The following is a 16,118-nucleotide window of genomic DNA, read 5'->3' on the forward strand; positions in this document are numbered from 1 at the left end:
ACGCAACAGCGCCGCCCTGCGCCGCATCATCGCGGGCGGGGCCGCTTCGCGCCTCGGGGCTCGGGGCGCGCGACGCGCCGGAACCCCCGCCAGGCGAGGAAGGCGAGCAGCAGCGTCGGTAGCGCCATCCCGAGCAGCGCCGAGCCGACGGCGCTCTCGGGCGCCGGAGTCTCCGCGAAGCGCGGCAAGGCGTCGTAATCGGCGGCGGTCATCGCCTGCCCCGCTTTGGCGCGCGTGAGGAAAAAGGCCCGCCAGTCGAGATGGAAGGCGCTCAGCCGGTCGAGGAAGTCGCGATAGCGCGCCTCTCCCGCTCCTGCGACGTCGGCGAGCGCGCCATAGGCGAGCAGGGTGGGCGAAAGAAAGCTCAGGCGATCGACCAGGGCGCGCTGGCGGGAGAGCGCCGCGTCATGCGCCGCGATGACGCCCTCGACGCGCTCGAAGGCCGCCTCCTGCGTCGCAAGCCGGCGCAGCGTTCCTTCCCGCGCGCCGGCGGGTTTCTGACCCGCATGCTCCTCGACATAACGGGCGAGCATGGCGTCGCGGCTCTTGTCGGCGTCAGTCGCCGCGGCGCGGGCGGCGAGCGTCATGTCGATGCGCGAGGGCGCGGGATAGACGAAGGCGGCGAGGCTGTTGATCCCGGCGGGCGCCAGAAGGGCGAGGGCCACCCAGGCGCCGATGAGGGTCAGCGCATTGAAGGCGGAGCTTTGTCCGAGCCCGTCGACGGCCGCCGCCAGCGCCGCCCAGAAGAGGCCATAGACCAGAATGACCGCGACGAGCCGCAGGAAGCTCGCAGAGGCGAGCGCGTCCCAGCCCGCGAAAAGCCCGATGCCGAGGGCGGTCGCGAGCAGCATGATGGCGATGGGCGCGACGAGGCGGGCGGCGAGCTTGCCGGCCAGCGCCGCGCCGGGGCGGCGCGCCGCGGCGAGCGTCATGACGAGCGTGCCCTGTTCGCGCTCGCCCGCGAGCAGATTGAAGGCGAGCGCCAGAATGACGAGCGGATAGACATGGACCACGATGAAGGCGAGATCGGTCGCGCCGCTCGACAGCAGCGCCGGGTTCTCGATCTCGTCTGCGAAGAGAAAAGCGTCCTTGGAGCCGCTCGTCACCCTGATGACCGCGGAGAGAAGATCGCTCTGGCCGACGGCGACGAGCGCGAGCGGCTGCGGCGCCAGCGCCGCGACGCGCGCCGCCGGCCCCGCGCCCATGAAGACGGCGTTGCGAGGGTCGCGATACGGGGGCGGCTCCTCCTGCGTCGCGCCGCTCTCGAGCCTTGCGAGCGACGTCTTGAGGCCATCGAGACGCTGCGCCTCCTCGGCCCGCGCGGCGGCGACGACCGCCTGCTGCGACGCGACTCGCCCCGCGCCGGCGTGGAGCGCAAAGAGCGCCGCGGCGGCGAGCGCGACGAGCGCCAGCCCGACGGCGCGCGCGCGGGCGAGAATCCGCGCCTCGGCGAAAAAGCCGGCGAGGAAGCTCTTCATATCGGCCTCAGGCGGCGGACCGCGACGACGGCGAAGAGCAGCGTGAGCGCCAGCCAGCCGAGAAGGCCTGCGATCGCTTCGCGCGCGCCGGCGAGCGCGACGCCGGCGCCGGGCGCGGCATAGGAGAAGGCCGCGATCCGCTTCCACAGTTCCGGCCCGGCGACGTAACGCTCGTCGCGCTGGAAGTGGATGATGTTGTCGCTCACCTCGTTCTGGATCAGGCGGCGATGCGCCTCGGCGGCGCTGGCGAAATCGAATTGCGCGCGGCTGTCCGTGCCCGCAAGCGCCATGGAGAGGGGCTGCAAGGCGAGAAGCGGGAACAGAAATCCTCCTGCCGCCCGCAACGCGTCCTGCTTTTCGAAGGCGCCCTGCAAGGCGCCGAAATGGCTGTCGTAGATCGCATAGCCCGCTTCGTCGTCGCGGCGCAGCGTCAGGCCCCGGAAGCTCACCGGCAAATCCTCGACGCGGCTTACCCCATATTTTTTGAGGGTCTCCTCGCGGAAGGCGATGAAGGCCGGATGTGTCTCGTCGTGGCCGAATGTCTTGGCCTTGTCCTTGGCGACCGCTGCGCGGAATTCCTGGGCGGTCGGGGTTGGCGCGAGCGCGCGCGCAACATCGGCGGAGAGGCGCGGCGCGACGAAGGCGTTGGCGAGCCAGAAGGCCAGCAGCGCGACGAGCGCGGCGCGGCTGTCGCGCGCCAGCGCCGACACGCCGAGCGCGAGAAAGGCGAAGCCCGTCAGATAGACGCCATAGCCGAGCGCGAGCCCCAGAAGGCGCAGGTACTGATCGGCGAGAGAGAGCTTCGCCGGATCGGCGAAAAGCGCCACGGCGGCGGCGGCGGCGAGAAAGGCCGGCGCGAGCAGCGCGGCCGCCGCGCCGAGCAGCGCCAGCGCCTTGCCGGCGAGAAGGTCCTGCGGGCGCACGCCGAGGCTCAAGACCTGCCTGAGCGCGCCGCTTTCGCGCTCGCCCGAAAAGCTCGCGAAACCCGTCAGCAGCACGACGAGCGGCGCGACGACCTGGAGGATGAAGGCGAGCGACAGGCCGCCGAGCCGGGCCGCCGTCCCGCCGTCCCGCGCCGGGCGGAACTGCGCCTCGTTCTGCTTGTGCGCCTCAAGCCACACCGCCGTCCCCACGTAAGGATCGACGCCCGGATCGGCGAGGGCGAGCGGGCTCGCCGGCTTGAAGGCGTATTGGCCGAAATGCGCGGCGGCGTGCGGATTCTTGGCGCCCTGCCCGGTCCAGAGCAGACGGTCGGCCTGCGCCGCGGCCTCGCGCTCGCGACCGATGCGGGCGTTCTCCGCCGCGCCGAAGCCGAGCGCGGCGAGCATCAAAAGCGCGGCGAAGGCGAAGAGCGCGACGAGCCTGCGATCGCGCCGCATCTCCAGCCATTCCCTCGCGGCCACCGCGCGGATGATCCGCCAGCGCCCGGGCGCCCCGGCGGGCGCGGCGGCGGGGGCGAGCGCCAGATCGCTCACGCCGCGCCCCCGGAGGCGACGATGTCGAGATAGGCGCGCTCGAGTCCGAGATGATCGACGTCCTCGGCCCCGAAAACGCGGGCGAGCCGCCCCTGCGCCATCACGCCGATCCGCGCGCCGCATTGCTTGGCGAGAAAGAGGTCATGCGTGACCATCAGCACCGAAAGCCCGTCGCGCCGCAGCCGTTCGACGAGCCTCGCAAATTCATTCGCCGCGAGCGGATCGAGCCCCGAGGTCGGTTCGTCGAGCACCAGCGCCTCCGCGCGCCGCGCCAGCGCGATGGCGACGCCGACCTTCTGGCGCATCCCCTTGGAATAGGACCGCACCGGCCGGGTCGCGGCGTCTTCGGGGAGGCCGGCGGCGACGAGCAGCGGGAGAAATTCGGAAGCCGGCGTCGCCGCGCCCGAGACCTCGACGAAATAGGCGAGATTCTCGAGCCCCGTCAGCGCGCCGTAGAGCGTCACCGTTTCGGGGATATAGGCGAGCCGGGCGCGCGCGCCGAGCGGGTCTGCCGCCGCGTCGACCCCGCAGACCAGCGCCTGGCCCGCCGTGGGGGCGAGAAAGCCGAGGAAGAGGTTGACGGTCGTCGTCTTGCCGGCCCCATTGGGGCCGAGCAGGCAGAAGACCTCGCCCGGCGGAACGGTCAGATCGAGACGATCGAGCGCCGGCGCGGCGGCGCCGTCGTATCGCTTGGTGAGACCGCGCGCCTCCAGCATGGCGATGTTTCTCTGAAAGCCGTCAGGCCGCAGGCGTCGCGGGGGCGGCGAGTTCGGCCGCGCGCTCGGGTCGCGCGAGGAAGGCGGACGGGATGTTCGGCCGTCCTTCTTCCGTCGATTGCGGCGCGGATTGGGGCGGCGTCTTCCATTCGAAGGCGTCGAGGCGCCCGGTCGCGGGCGAAATCGGCAGCCAGCGGCGCGAAACGACGCCGTCGGCCACCCAGGCCGGATCGCGCGGGGCGCGCGAGCCGCGGGCGAGCCATTCGCGCACCGGCCCGCTCGGGCCGTTCTCGGCGTCCTCGATCTCGGCCATCAGCAGGCAGGTATGCGCGGTCGGATGCTGGCCCTCGGCGACGAGCGGCGCCAGCGCCTCCCGCGCCTTGGGGAAGTCGCGCGCCGCCAGCGCCGCCTGGGCGAGCGCATGCCGGCCCTCGGGGGCCTGCGGGGCGAGCTTGACGAGCTTCTCCACCCGCGCCTCGCGCTGGCTGTTCGACTCGCCCGGCAGGGCCTCGACATAGACCTCGGCCAGATCGGGGTGCGGCGCGGTCGCGAAGACGCTTTCGATCAGCTTCAGCGCCTGCTTCTGGTCGCCGTGGCGGATCAGAACCCGCGCCGCCGTGACGGCGGCGGGCACGAATCCGGGCCGGCGCTTGAGCGCCTGCCGCGCAAGGTGGAGCGCGTCGTGCGGTTGCTCGCCCTCGCGGGCCATGGCCATGGCCGTCTCGATGACGGCGCGGTAACGCTGCGCCGTGGGAGCGTCGATCGCCTTGGCGGCGACGCTGTTTTCGAGCGCCTCGCGCGCCTTCTCCCAGTCGCCGGCCGCGGCGAGATGCTCCAGAACGGCGGCGCCGGCCCAGGGCAGCGGCGCGATCGCCTGCGCGGCCGCCGCGAAATGATGCGCGGCCTCCGCGTCCTCGCGCCGCTTCGCCTCCACATGCAGGCCGCGCAGGCCGAGAAGCTTGGTCTCGGGCTTCAGGGTCATCCTGTGGAAAGCCTTGGCCGAGGCGTTTCTGTCGCCCGAAAGCTGCGCCGCCTGCGCCACGAGAAGCTGCGTCAGCGGCTCGTCGGGCAGGAGCTTCTCGGCGAGCTGCGCCGCCTTGCGGGCGCGGGCGAGATCGCCGGCCCCGACCGCGACGAGGCCCTGGGAGAGCACGTCGAGGCCCCTGGCCTTGCGCCGCTCGCGCGAGCCGCCGGTGATGCGGCCGGGAAGCCGCACGAGGGCGACGACGATCGCCCAGACGAGGACCGTCGCGGCGAGAAGCAGCAGCAGTCCGCCCACGGCGACGGGAATCGTCGTCTCGATGTGGCGCCCCGCGAACTCCAGCGTCAGCGAGCCCGGCTGCTCGATCAGCCAATGGACCCCATAGGCGGCGACAGCGAGCGCGATCAGGAAAAAGAACAGAAAAAGCATGGAGACTCCCGCTTATTTCTTGCCGAGCGCGGCGATGGCGCCGTGCAGCAGATCGTCCGCGGCGCGCGCGGCCTCGACCCGCTGACGCAGCGTGGCGCCAAAATCCTTCGAATCCTCCCGCGCCGGTTCGGGGAGGCTGTCATAGAGGCTCAGGGCCGCCGCGAAATCATTGTGCGTCAAGGCCATTTCGATCCGGTGGAGCTTGCCTTCGAGGCTCTCGGGCTCCGCTTCGCCGGTCGGGCGCACTTTCACGAGCTTGCTCGCGCCCTGCAGAAGATGCTCGGTCAGCGCGCCGCTCTCCTGGCCGGCGTGATTCTCATGCGCCCGGATGCTCTTGGCCACGGGCTGGAAGGCTTGGCCGAGCTGAGCGCCCGTCGGGGCGCCCTTCTCGGCGAATTCGGTCAGCGCAGGCGCGGGCGACGGCTCCGCTCCGAGTCGGGCGTAGGCGGCGATCTCCTCGGCGAAAGGCCGGCCGGCCTCGAGCTCGCGCTGCACGGCGAAGGCCAGAACCACGGCCGCCCCGGAAGCGTCGGGCGCGGCGGCGGAGACGGAGGCGGGCTTGGGCGCCTCGGCCTCGGGGGCGGCGCGCGTCTCGTTTTTCGGCGCGTCCAGCCGCTCCCTCAGAGCCTTCACCTCGTCGCTCAGGGCGTCGATCTGGCCGACGAGCGCAAAGATCAGGTCACGATCCGAAAAACCCTCGAGGTCGGCCTCCTTCGCGGCGGGCGCGGCCGCAGCCGCAGGCTTGGCGTCGATCGATTTGGCGTCGATCGATTTGGCCTCGGGCGGCTCGGCCGGCTCGAGAGCTTTGGGCTCCTGGGGCCTGGCCTCCGTGGAGGCGGCCGGGGCCGGCGTCTCGACGGGCTTGACCTCAGCGGAAGGCGTCTCGACGGGCTTTGTCTCCGCCGTCCTGGCCTCATCGGGCGTCGCTGCCGCAGGCTGTTGCTGGCGGGGTTCCGGCGCAGGGGGCGGGAGCTCGGCGGATTTTTCCGGCTCCGCGGGTGCGGCGGGCGATGGCTGCTCTTCGAGCGGCGCTTTTTCAAGAAGCGCCTGCGCGCCGTTGGGAGCGGCGTCCGGCTTCGCGGCCCCGCCGGTTAGCCCGCCGACGAGCGAGCGCCCCTTGTCGAGGAGGCCGTGCGCTTCGCGCAGCCCTTCGTCCACATAGCTGGCGGCGACGTCGATGCGCGGATCGACGTTCCGGAAGGTCAGCGCCGCATAGCCGGCGCCAGCCGCGAGCGCCGCCAGGACCAGCGCGGAGACGGAGAGCTTCAGGACAGGCCGCCCCTTGCGGGGCGCGGGCTTTCCTTGCGGCGCGGGCTTGGCGCCGGGAGCCTCGGGAGCGGCGCCGGCTTTGGCGGCCGGCGCGCCCGGGCCCTTCGGACTCTCGGCCTTCGGGCTTTCCGCCTTGGACGCTTGATCGGTCTTCTCGGTTCCAGGGGCCGCCATGCTCGCCGTCCTCGCTCTCTTCTCCGCTGACCGGGCAGGTATAAAGGAGGCGGCCTGCCCGCGAAACAGGCTTTGGACCTTTTGGCTTTAGCCTGCGGCCTCCATCAGCGCCAGCGTGCGGCGCGCAATGTCGAGATGGAGGCGCTCGACCATCTTGCCGTCGAGCTGCACCACGCCTTTCTCCGCATTCTCGGGTTCGTCGAAGACCGCGATGATCCGGCGGGCGAAGTCGACCTCCTCGGCGGTGGGCGCGAAGATCTCGTTCACTGGCGCGATCTGGCTCGGGTGGATCAGCATCTTGCCGTCGAAGCCCATGTCGCGGCCCTGCTCGGCCTCGCGGCGCAGGCCGGCTTCATCGTTGAAATCGTTGTAGATGCCGTCGATGATCTCGATGTCGTGCACGCGCGCCGCCAGCACGCCGGCCGAGAGCCAGGACAGGAGCGCCGGGCGGCCGGGGGTGAGGCGGGCGCGCGTCGATTTGGCGATGTCGTTGGGGCCGAGCACCAGCACCTCGAGGCGCGAGGCCGGATCGTCGGCGGCGCTCGCGATCTTTTCGATGTCGAAGATCGCGCGCGGCGTCTCGATCATCGCCCAGAGCCTGGTGTGGAAGGGCGCGCCCGCGGCGACGATGTCGGCGGCGGCCTTGAGAATTTCATCTCGCGAATTCACTTTCGGGATCACGATGGCGTCCGGCCCGGCGGGCGCGATCGCCGCAATGTCGGGCTTGTACCACTCCGAGCCGCGCGCATTGACGCGCACGACGATCTGACGGTCGCCATAGCCGCCGCCCTTCACCGCCTGCGCGACCTGCGCGCGCGCCGTCTCCTTGGCGGCCTCGGCGACACCGTCCTCGAGCTCGAACATCAGAACGTCGGCCTTGAGGGTCTTGCCCTTTTCCAGCGCGCGGGCGTTGGAGCCCGGCATGGCCAGCACGCTACGCTTCAGTTTCGAAATCATCATTTGCTCGCTTCGAAGGTGTAAGGGGTCATCTTTCTCTTGCCGCGCCGGCCCTCCTACACAATAAGAAGCGTCTCCGCCATCCGCCTTTGTGGCGCTTGCGGGGGTTCGCCGCCATCCTTTCCGGAACCGTCCAAGATGCAACCCGACGACAGCCCCGCGCCCGGCGGGGGCCTCCCACCCCACCTCGTGGACGGCTACGAGGTGTTTCTGTCCGGCCGCTTCCGCGCCGAGCAGGCGCGGTTCCGGACTCTCGGCATCAAGGGCCAGAAGCCGACGACCATGGTGATCGGCTGCTGCGATTCGCGCGTGGCGCCCGAGGCGATCTTCGACGCCGGGCCGGGCGAATTGTTCGTGTTGCGCAATGTGGCGGCGCTCGTCCCGCCCTATGAGCCGGACGACCATTTCCACGGCGCCTCCGCGGCGCTCGAATACGCCATCATGGCGCTCGAGGTGCACCATATCGTGGTGCTCGGCCACGGCCAGTGCGGCGGCGTGCGCGCCTTCGCCGAGATCAGCGTCAACCCCGAAGCGCCGCGCCTCAGCCATAGCGATTTCATCGGCGACTGGATCAAGATGCTCGGGCCCGCCGTCGAGCGGCTCGGCTGCCCGCCTGACCCGCAGGATCCCGCCTATCTCCAGGCGCTCGAATTCGAGTCGATCAAGCAGACGCTCCTCAATCTGCGCAGCTTTCCCATGGTGCAGATCCTCGAGCGGCGGGGCTATCTGCATCTCCACGCCGCTTATTTCAGCGTGATGGACGGCCGCCTGCTGGCGCTCGACGAGGCTTCGGGCGCCTTCCGCCCGGTCGCGGAGGAGGCCCATGCCGCGGCCCTCGAGGAGACGCGATCTTGACGCAGACGACGGCCGCTGCGCGGGCGGCGACGATTCCCGAAATTTCCGGGATCCACGAACTCGCCGGACGCTATGAGGCGATCCTCTGCGACGTCTGGGGCGTGCTCATCGACGGCAAGAAACATTTTCCGCAGGCCGCCGACGCGCTCATCCGCTTTCGCGGCCAGGGCGGCAAGGTCGTGCTGGTCACCAACGCCTCGCGGCCCGACGCCGAAGTGCGCCGGCAGCTTCTGGGGCTCGGCCTGCCCGAGGCCGCCTTCGACGATCTCGTCTCGGCGGGCGAACTGACGCTCAATGAAATGGTCGCGCGCAAGGGGCAGGCCTGCTATCACCTCGGGCCGCCGCGCGACAACGGGCTTTTCGATGAGGCGGGCCGCCGGCTCGGCGCGCCGCTGCGCAAGGCCTCGCCCGAGGAAGCGGATTACGTCGTCTGCACCGGGCTCTTCGACGAGCGCGCCGAAATTCCGCAGGATTACGACGAAAGACTCGCCGCGCTGAAGGCGCGCGATCTCGTCATGATCTGCGCGAACCCGGACATTGTGGTCGCCATCGGCGACGATATCGTCTATTGCGCGGGGGCGATCGCCGAACGCTACGCCGCCATGGGCGGCAAGGTGCTGATGTTCGGCAAGCCGCACCCGCCGATCTACGCCGCCGCCCGCGAGAGGCTCGCGCGCCTCGCCGGCCGGCCGGTTCCGGACCGGCGCATCGTCGCCATCGGCGACGGCGCCCTGACCGATCTCGCCGGGGCGGGCCGGGCCGGCCTCGATTGCGTCTTCGTCACCGACGGCGTGCATGGCGAGGAGCTGCGCCCGGCGGGAGGCGACATCGACCCGGCCGCGCTCGAGCGGCTGGTCGAAATCGCGGGCGCGCGCCCCGTCGCTTTGGCCCGCGCGGTTTTCTGGTAAAAGGGGGCGTCGGGCGCCCCCGCCCCTCCAACTCCAAAACGATCCGGTGAAAAGAAAATGTCGACGCCCTTCAAAATCTATTATTTCGAAGATCTGAGCGTCGGCATGCGCGAAACGCTGATGAAGGCCGTGATGGACGATGACGTCATCGCCTTCGCCGATCTCTCGGGCGACCGCAATCCGATCCATCTCTCGGACCATTTCGCCTCCAAGACGCGCTTTGGCGAGCGCATCGTCCACGGCCTCTACACCGCCTCGCTGATCTCGACCGTCATCGGCATGTATCTGCCGGGGCCGGGCGCGGTCTATCTGTCGCAGACGCTGAATTTCCGGGCGCCGGTGAAGATCGGCGACGTGATCACCGTCGTCGTCGAGGTGGTCGAACTCGTCGAGAAGGGCCGCCGCGCCAAGCTCAAATGCGAATGCCTGGTCGACGGCAAGGTCGTCCTCGACGGCGAGGCGACGGTGATGGTCCCCTCGCGCGAACAGGCCGCCCGCGCGGCGCCTCCGGCGGAGAAGCCGGCGACGGCGTGAAATTTGGCCTTGTTGGAGGTCCCGAAGCGGCCTGACGGGCGAAGGCTCACTGCACAAAGCGACGCTTGCCGGCGCGGCGCATCGATTTTTCGCTCCCCTTGCGCTTCGGGCCGCCGCGCGGCAGTTTGACGCCCCGCGCCCGATCGGATCAGCCCGTGACGAAATCGCCCTTCATTGTCGCCCGCGACCCCGAAAGCCCGCCCGAGGGGCTCGAGGGCGCCGTCGTCGCCATCGGGAATTTCGACGGGCTGCATCGCGGCCATCGCGGCGTCGCGGCGCGCGCCCAGGCGCTGGCGAAAAAGCTCGGCAGGCCCTGCGCGCTGCTGACCTTCGAGCCGCATCCGGCCGATGTCTTCGCCGGCCGGCCGGTGATCTTTCGGCTGACCCCGCCCGCCGCCAAGGCGGCGCAGGCGAGCCGGCTCGGGCTCGACGGCATGATCGTGCTGACTTTCGATCCGAAATTCGCCGCGCGGCCCGCCCGCGAATTCACCGAGGAAATCCTGAAGAAAAAGCTCGGCGTTTCGGCCGTGGTCGCGGGCTACGACTTCCGCTTCGGCGCCGGCCGGGCGGGAGACGCCGCCTTCCTGCGGGCCGAGGGCGAGCGGCTGGGCTTCGCGGTCGAGATCGTCGACCGGATCACGCAGGACGAAGACGGAAGCCTCGAGGCGGTGTCCTCGACAGCGACGCGCGAGGCGCTGGAGAAGGGCGACGTCGAGGCGGCGCGCCGGCTTCTGGGCCATCCCTATTTCGTGCGCGGCGTCGTGCGGCACGGCGACAAGCGCGGGCGCCATCTGGGCTTCCCGACCGCCAATCTCGCGCTCGACCCCTCGAACCGCCTGCGCCACGGCGTTTACGCCGTCACGATCGAGATCGATGGCGTCTGGCGCGACGCCGTGGCGAGTTTCGGCCGCCGCCCCACCTTCGACAATGGCGCGCCGCTTCTCGAGGTCTTCGTATTCGATTTTTCGGGCGACCTCTACGGCAAGGACGTCGAGGTGGCGTTTCACGCCTTTTTGAGAGGCGAGGAGAAATTCGACAGCGTCGAGACGCTGATCGCGAAGATGGATGACGACAGCGCCCGCGCCCGCGCCATCCTCGCAAGCCGCTAGATCCCGCAAGGGCGGCGGGCGGCGTTGCGGCAAGGCCTCCCAACGCCTATTTTCGCGACAGAAAAGGAGTCCGCGTCATGAGCGAGAAGCCCAAAGGCGAGATCGAGATCATCCCGCCCGGCGCAGAGCGGGAGGACGAGTTCGCGACGTCGCGCATCTGGATCTCTTCGGGTTCCGGCGAGGTGAAATTCGTGCGCCTCGGTCCGTTCCAGAGCCTGTTGCTCGGTTTCGGCCTGCTGGTTCTGATCGGTCTCGGCCTGTTCTTCCTCTCCGGCCTCTTTCTCATCCTTGCGCCCGCCGTCGTCCTGCTCGGCGCGGGGGCGTGGGTCGCGCACAAGCTTGGCGTCGGTCCCTTCCGGCGGCTGAGGTAGATAAGAATTCATCGGGCTTCCGAGGCTTTTCCGCCGGGACGGCGCTTGCTAAAGAGAGCCATGCCGCCCCCGCAAAAACGAATTACCCGCCCGGCCCACGCTTGAGACCGTCATGTCTCGCGGGGGGTCGGGGTCTTGGGCGCGATTGGCGCTCCTTCAGCAAATCCTTTATGTGACGCGGACCCTGCCGCCCCATCCGGCGCCGCCCGACCCTGGCTTCTACGACCCATGAACGACGAAACGCCCAAAGGGCCCGATTATTCCAAGAGCCTCTATCTGCCCGAGACGGCGTTCCCGATGCGCGCGGGCCTGCCCCAGCGCGAGCCCGACCTTCTGAAACGCTGGGCGGAGATCGGCCTCGACGCGAAGATGCGGGAGGCGGCGCAGGGCCGGCCGAAATTCACCCTGCACGACGGGCCGCCCTACGCCAACGGCAACATCCACATCGGCCACGCGCTCAACAAGATCCTCAAGGACATCGTCACGCGCAGCCAGCGCATGACCGGCAAGGACTGCGTCTATGTGCCGGGCTGGGACTGCCACGGCCTGCCGATCGAATGGAAGATCGAGGAAGAGAACTACCGGGCCAAGGGCAAGAAGAAGCCCGACTTCTCCCGCCCCGAGGAGATGATCGCCTTTCGCCGCGAGTGCCGCGCCTACGCCGAACATTGGCTCTCGATCCAGCGCGAGGAGTTCAAGCGCCTCGGCGTCGCAGGCGAGTGGGACCGTCCTTACGCCACCATGGCCTTTCCGGCCGAGGCGATCATCGCGCGCGAAATTTTGAAATTCGCCGAGAACGGCCTGCTCTATCGCGGCTCCAAGCCCGTCATGTGGAGCGTCGTCGAAAAGACCGCGCTCGCCGAGGCCGAAGTCGAATATGAGGACCACACCAGCGACACGGTCTGGGTCGCCTTCCCCATTCCGCGCGGCGCGCGCCCCGATCTGTCCGACGCGCGCGTCGTCATCTGGACGACGACGCCCTGGACGTTGCCGGGCAATCGCGCGATCTCGTTTTCCTCGAAGATCGCCTATGGCCTCTATCGCGTGACCGACGCGCCCGACGCTAACTGGGCCTTTCCGGGCGCGAAATTCATCCTGGCCGACAAGCTCGCGGGCGACGTTTTCAAGGCCGCGAAGGTCGCGGGCTTCGAGCGCCTGCGCGACGTTGCGGCGGCGGAGCTTTCGGACCTCGTCTGCGCCCATCCGCTCGCGCATCTCGGCTACGCCTTCGACGTGCCGCTCTTCGACGGCGATCACGTGACCGACGACACGGGCACGGGCTTCGTGCATACGGCGCCCGGACACGGCCGCGAGGATTTCGACATCTGGATGGCGAACGGCCGTCGCCTCGCCGAGAGCGGAATCGAGACGCGCATCCCTTATACGGTCGACGAGGACGGCTTCTATACGCCGGAGGCGCCCGGCTTCTCCGGCAAGCGCGTGCTCACCGAAAAGGGCGAGAAGGGCGACGCCAACGAGGCTGTGATGGCGGAGCTCGTCACGGCCGGAAACCTCGTCGCGCGCGGCCGGCTGAAGCATCAGTATCCGCATTCGTGGCGCTCCAAGAAGCCGGTGATCTTCCGCAATACGCCGCAATGGTTCATCGCGATGGACAAGCCCTTCGACGGCGCCCCGCTCTCCGACGGCGAGAAGGGGAATGCGCCCACCCTGCGCGCCATCGCGCTCGAAGAGATTGCGCGCACGCAATGGACGCCGGCCGCCGGCGAGAACCGCATTCGCGGCATGATCGCCAACCGGCCCGACTGGGTCGTCTCCCGTCAGCGCGCCTGGGGCGTGCCGATCGCCGTTTTCGTCAAGAAAGGCACGCATGAGATCCTCGTCGATCCGCGCGTGAACGAACGCATCGTCGCGGCGTTCGAGGCCGAGGGCGCCGACGCCTGGTACGAGGCCCGCGCCGCCGAGCGTTTTCTCGCGCCCGACCACGATCCGGAGGATTACGAAAAGGTCGCCGACGTTCTCGACGTTTGGTTCGACTCAGGCTCGACTCACGCCTTCGTGCTGGACGATCCGAAAAACTTCCCCGCGCTCGCCGGCATTCACAGAAAGCGCGACGGCGGCGAGGACGAGGTCATGTATCTCGAAGGCTCGGACCAGCATCGCGGCTGGTTCCACTCCTCCCTTCTCGAAAGCTGCGGCACGCGCGGCCGCGCGCCCTATGACGCCGTGCTGACCCATGGCTTCGTGCTCGACGAGAAGGGCCGCAAGATGTCGAAGTCGCTCGGCAATGTCGTCGCGCCGCAGAAAGTGATCGCAGATTCGGGGGCCGACATTCTGCGCCTGTGGGTCGCGGCCTCGGATTACGCCGACGATCTGCGCGTCGGTCCCGAAATCCTGAAGACCTTTGTCGATCTCTATCGCAAATTGCGCAATACGCTGCGCTGGATGATCGGCGCGCTCGCCCATTACGGGGCAGACGACGAAGCGGCGCTCGAGCACGCGGGCGAACTCGAACGTCTCATGCTGCATCGCCTCGTCGAGATGGACGCCTCGATCCGCTCGGCCTATGCGGCCCATGACTACAAGCGGGTCGTGGCGCTGCTCACGCCCTTCATGACGAGCGATCTCTCCGCCTTCTATTTCGACATCCGCAAGGACACGCTCTATTGCGAGCCGCCGTCGAGCGTGAAGCGCAAGGCCGCGCTCGCGACGATCGAACACATCTTCCGCTGCGTGACGACATGGCTCGCGCCCATTCTCGTCTTCACCGCGGAGGAGGCCTGGCTCTCGCGCTATCCGGACGCCCTCTCCGTGCATGTCGAGAGCTTCCCCGACATTCCCTCCCACTGGCGCGACGAGGCGCTCGCGAAGAAATGGGAGGGCGTGCGCGCCATTCGCTCGGTCGTGACCGGGGCGCTTGAGATCGAACGCGCGCAAAAGCGCATCGGCTCCTCGCTCGAGGCCGCGCCGGTCGTCTACATCGCCGACGGCAAGCTGCGCATGGATCTCGATGGCGTCGATTTCGCCGAGATCTGCATCGTCTCCGATCTGGAGATCGTCACGGGCGACGGGCCGGCCGACGCGTTCCGCCTCCCCGAGGTCGCGGGCGTCGCCGTGGTTCCGAGACGGGCCGCGGGGGTCAAATGCGCCCGCTCCTGGAAATATTTCGATCCCGCCGCGGCGGAGCCGGACTATCCCGACGTGACGCCTCGCGACGCGCAGGCGCTGCGGGAGCTGAAGGCGCTCGGGCGCTGGAGCGCCTGAGCGGCCCGTATGAAGCGCGCCGACAGCACCGCGGCCCCCTCCCTGACCCGCCCCCGCTGCGCGGGAGAGGGGACGCGCGCGATCGGCGTCCTCGATGAAGGCCACGCCCTGCGCCCTCTCCCGCAAAGCGGGGGAGGGCTGTCGAGGGGGCGCGGCCGCCCGTGAGAGTCCTCCTCGCCTTTCTCGCCAACACCATCACCAATTTCATCATCGGCCTGCTGGTCGCGAAATTTCTCGGCCCCGAGGAATATGGCCGCTTCGCCCTCGCCTTCTCCATCGCCGTGGTGGTGCAAACGGCGCTCTACGACTGGCTGCGGCTCTCCGCGACGCGTTTCTACTCCCAGCGCACGCGCGAGAGCGATCCGATCATCCGCTCGACGCTCGGCACGTCCTTTCTCGCCGTCACTCTGCTTCTCTTCGTGACGACGGTCCTCTATTCGCTCGTCGGCCCCACGCTCGATTTCGACAGCGAGCTCATTTTGCTCGCGCTTCTCACCGCGACGGCCAACGGACTCTTCGACTATTCGACCGCGCTCGCCCGCGCGCGCTTCGAGGACGCCGCCTATGGCCGGCTGGTTCTCGTGAAGAACGTGCTGGCCTTTCTCCTCATCGGCGGCGGCGCCTGGCTCTTCCATTCGGCGGGCGTGGCGCTTGCGGGCGGCGTCGCGAGCCTCGTCGGCACGGTGTTCTTCGGGCGGGAGGCGTTGCGCGATCCGGGCGTGCGCTGCCGCGACGCGCAGATCGAAACGGTCAAGCTGCTCATGGCCTACAGCGCGCCCATCGTCGCGGCGCATCTCCTCTATCAGGTGATGCCGCTCGCCTCCCGCGCCATCGTCGCGAGCGTCTATGATTTCGCCGAGACGGGGCAATTCGCCCTCGCCTATGACCTCGGCATGCGCGCCGTCATGGCCTTCGGCTCGGCGCTCGACGTTCTCCTGTTCCAGATCGCCGTGGCGGCCCACGAGGCCCATGGGGAGCGCCGCGCGCAGGAGCAGGTGGCGCAGAATATGGGCGTCGTCTTCGCCTTTCTGCTGCCGGCCTGCGTGGGCCTGTGGCTGGTCATGCCCTCGGTCGAGGCGCTCATCGTGCCGGGGCAGTTTCGCGGCCCCTTCGGCCATTATCTCGGCCTGCTGCTGCCGGGCCTCTTCGCCATGGGCATGATCAATTTCGGCGTGAACCCCGTCTTCCAGATCAGCAAGCGGACGGCGCCGCTGGTCGTCGCGGCGGTCGCGGCGGCGCTCGTGTCGGGTCTGCTGATCTTCGCCCTGCCCTGGGGCCGCGACGCCTCCAATCTCGCCATCGCCCAGGCGGCGGGCTATGTCGCGGCGCTGGCCGCGACGATCTATTTCGCGCTCAGGGCGCAGCCGGTCTGGCCCTCCTTCTGGGACCTTTACGCCGCCGTCGTCGGGACGGGCGTGATGCTCGTCGCGCTGACGCCCCTGCGCGGCATGGCGCCCGGCTTTCTCACCCTGGTCGTCCAGATCGCCGCCGGGGGCGCCATCTATGGCGCGATGGTTCTGACCTTCGACATCGCCGGGCTGCGGGGCCACGCCCTCGCCTGGCTGCGCGCGCGTCGCGCGAGAGCGTGACAGGCTCCCCGTGACATGAGCGCGGGCGCGCTTATGTTAGGAGCCGGGGT

Annotated in this window: 13 protein-coding genes; 7 read left to right on the top strand and 6 right to left on the bottom strand. The window is 69.4% G+C overall.

The features are described 5' to 3' along the window. Positions 1–26 precede the first annotated feature (26 nt). The 6 genes from WOC76_RS19505 to WOC76_RS19530 form a co-directional block, all read right to left on the bottom strand. Positions 27–1,478, bottom strand: a complete 1,452-nt coding sequence (locus WOC76_RS19505) for a DUF3526 domain-containing protein (protein ID WP_341104392.1) — start codon at positions 1,476–1,478, stop codon at positions 27–29. Beyond that, positions 1,475–2,953 carry a DUF3526 domain-containing protein gene (locus tag WOC76_RS19510; RefSeq protein WP_341104390.1) on the bottom strand — a complete coding sequence of 493 codons (1,479 nt, stop codon included), beginning with the start codon at positions 2,951–2,953 and terminating at the stop codon, positions 1,475–1,477. Before WOC76_RS19510 ends, WOC76_RS19505 begins: the two co-directional genes overlap by 4 nt. Then, positions 2,950–3,669 (bottom strand): ABC transporter ATP-binding protein, encoded by a 720-nt coding sequence (locus WOC76_RS19515; protein WP_341104388.1) that lies wholly within the window; start codon positions 3,667–3,669, stop codon positions 2,950–2,952. The genes WOC76_RS19510 and WOC76_RS19515 overlap by 4 nt, the downstream gene beginning before the upstream one ends. A 22-nt stretch (positions 3,670–3,691) precedes the next feature. Next, on the bottom strand, positions 3,692–5,080 hold the full coding sequence (locus WOC76_RS19520; protein WP_341104386.1) for a heme biosynthesis protein HemY: 1,389 nt from the start codon (positions 5,078–5,080) through the stop codon (positions 3,692–3,694). 12 nt (positions 5,081–5,092) lie between these two features. Then, a complete protein-coding gene (locus WOC76_RS19525) occupies positions 5,093–6,523 on the bottom strand; it encodes a hypothetical protein (protein ID WP_341104384.1) in 1,431 nt (476 codons plus the stop codon). 87 nt (positions 6,524–6,610) lie between these two features. Continuing rightward, the gene (locus WOC76_RS19530; protein ID WP_341108719.1) at positions 6,611–7,480 is read right to left on the bottom strand and encodes an HpcH/HpaI aldolase/citrate lyase family protein; all 870 of its coding nucleotides are present in this window, start codon (positions 7,478–7,480) and stop codon (positions 6,611–6,613) included. Between the two features lie 138 nt (positions 7,481–7,618). Here WOC76_RS19530 and WOC76_RS19535 point away from each other — a divergent pair, with 138 nt between their 5' ends. The 7 genes from WOC76_RS19535 (at position 7,619) to WOC76_RS19565 (ending at position 16,068) form a co-directional block, all read left to right on the top strand. After that, a complete protein-coding gene (locus WOC76_RS19535) occupies positions 7,619–8,335 on the top strand; it encodes a carbonic anhydrase (protein ID WP_341104382.1) in 717 nt (238 codons plus the stop codon). Next, complete coding sequence (locus WOC76_RS19540) at positions 8,332–9,243, top strand: TIGR01459 family HAD-type hydrolase (protein ID WP_341104381.1); 912 nt, start codon at positions 8,332–8,334, stop codon at positions 9,241–9,243. The genes WOC76_RS19535 and WOC76_RS19540 overlap by 4 nt, the downstream gene beginning before the upstream one ends. 57 nt (positions 9,244–9,300) lie before the next feature. Next, positions 9,301–9,777, top strand: a complete 477-nt coding sequence (locus tag WOC76_RS19545) for a MaoC family dehydratase (protein ID WP_341104379.1) — start codon at positions 9,301–9,303, stop codon at positions 9,775–9,777. Between the two features lie 155 nt (positions 9,778–9,932). Further along, on the top strand, positions 9,933–10,886 hold the full coding sequence (locus tag WOC76_RS19550; RefSeq protein ID WP_341104377.1) for a bifunctional riboflavin kinase/FAD synthetase: 954 nt from the start codon (positions 9,933–9,935) through the stop codon (positions 10,884–10,886). Positions 10,887–10,963: 77 nt separating this feature from the next. Further along, complete coding sequence (locus tag WOC76_RS19555) at positions 10,964–11,257, top strand: hypothetical protein (protein ID WP_341104375.1); 294 nt, start codon at positions 10,964–10,966, stop codon at positions 11,255–11,257. Positions 11,258–11,485: 228 nt separating this feature from the next. Continuing rightward, positions 11,486–14,479, top strand: coding sequence for an isoleucine--tRNA ligase (gene ileS / locus WOC76_RS19560; protein WP_341104373.1), 2,994 nt, complete (start codon positions 11,486–11,488; stop codon positions 14,477–14,479). 161 nt (positions 14,480–14,640) lie between these two features. Then, the gene (locus WOC76_RS19565; RefSeq protein WP_341104371.1) at positions 14,641–16,068 is read left to right on the top strand and encodes a lipopolysaccharide biosynthesis protein; all 1,428 of its coding nucleotides are present in this window, start codon (positions 14,641–14,643) and stop codon (positions 16,066–16,068) included. The last annotated feature ends 50 nt before the right edge of the window (positions 16,069–16,118 follow it).

The organism is Methylocystis sp. IM3, from assembly GCF_038070105.1.
Lineage (GTDB): Bacteria > Pseudomonadota > Alphaproteobacteria > Rhizobiales > Beijerinckiaceae > Methylocystis.

Excerpts from the sequence above, each read along its gene's own strand:
- WOC76_RS19505 (WP_341104392.1), bottom strand. The coding sequence starts at position 1,478 with ATGAAGAGCTTCCTCGCCGGCTTTTTCGCCGAGGCGCGGATTCTCGCC.
- WOC76_RS19515 (WP_341104388.1), bottom strand. The coding sequence starts at position 3,669 with ATGCTGGAGGCGCGCGGTCTCACCAAGCGATACGACGGCGCCGCCGCG.
- WOC76_RS19520 (WP_341104386.1), bottom strand. The coding sequence starts at position 5,080 with ATGCTTTTTCTGTTCTTTTTCCTGATCGCGCTCGCTGTCGCCGCCTAT.
- WOC76_RS19525 (WP_341104384.1), bottom strand. The coding sequence starts at position 6,523 with ATGGCGGCCCCTGGAACCGAGAAGACCGATCAAGCGTCCAAGGCGGAA.
- WOC76_RS19530 (WP_341108719.1), bottom strand. The coding sequence starts at position 7,480 with ATGATTTCGAAACTGAAGCGTAGCGTGCTGGCCATGCCGGGCTCCAAC.
- WOC76_RS19535 (WP_341104382.1), top strand. The coding sequence starts at position 7,619 with ATGCAACCCGACGACAGCCCCGCGCCCGGCGGGGGCCTCCCACCCCAC.
- WOC76_RS19545 (WP_341104379.1), top strand. The coding sequence starts at position 9,301 with ATGTCGACGCCCTTCAAAATCTATTATTTCGAAGATCTGAGCGTCGGC.
- WOC76_RS19555 (WP_341104375.1), top strand. The coding sequence starts at position 10,964 with ATGAGCGAGAAGCCCAAAGGCGAGATCGAGATCATCCCGCCCGGCGCA.
- ileS (WP_341104373.1), top strand. The coding sequence starts at position 11,486 with ATGAACGACGAAACGCCCAAAGGGCCCGATTATTCCAAGAGCCTCTAT.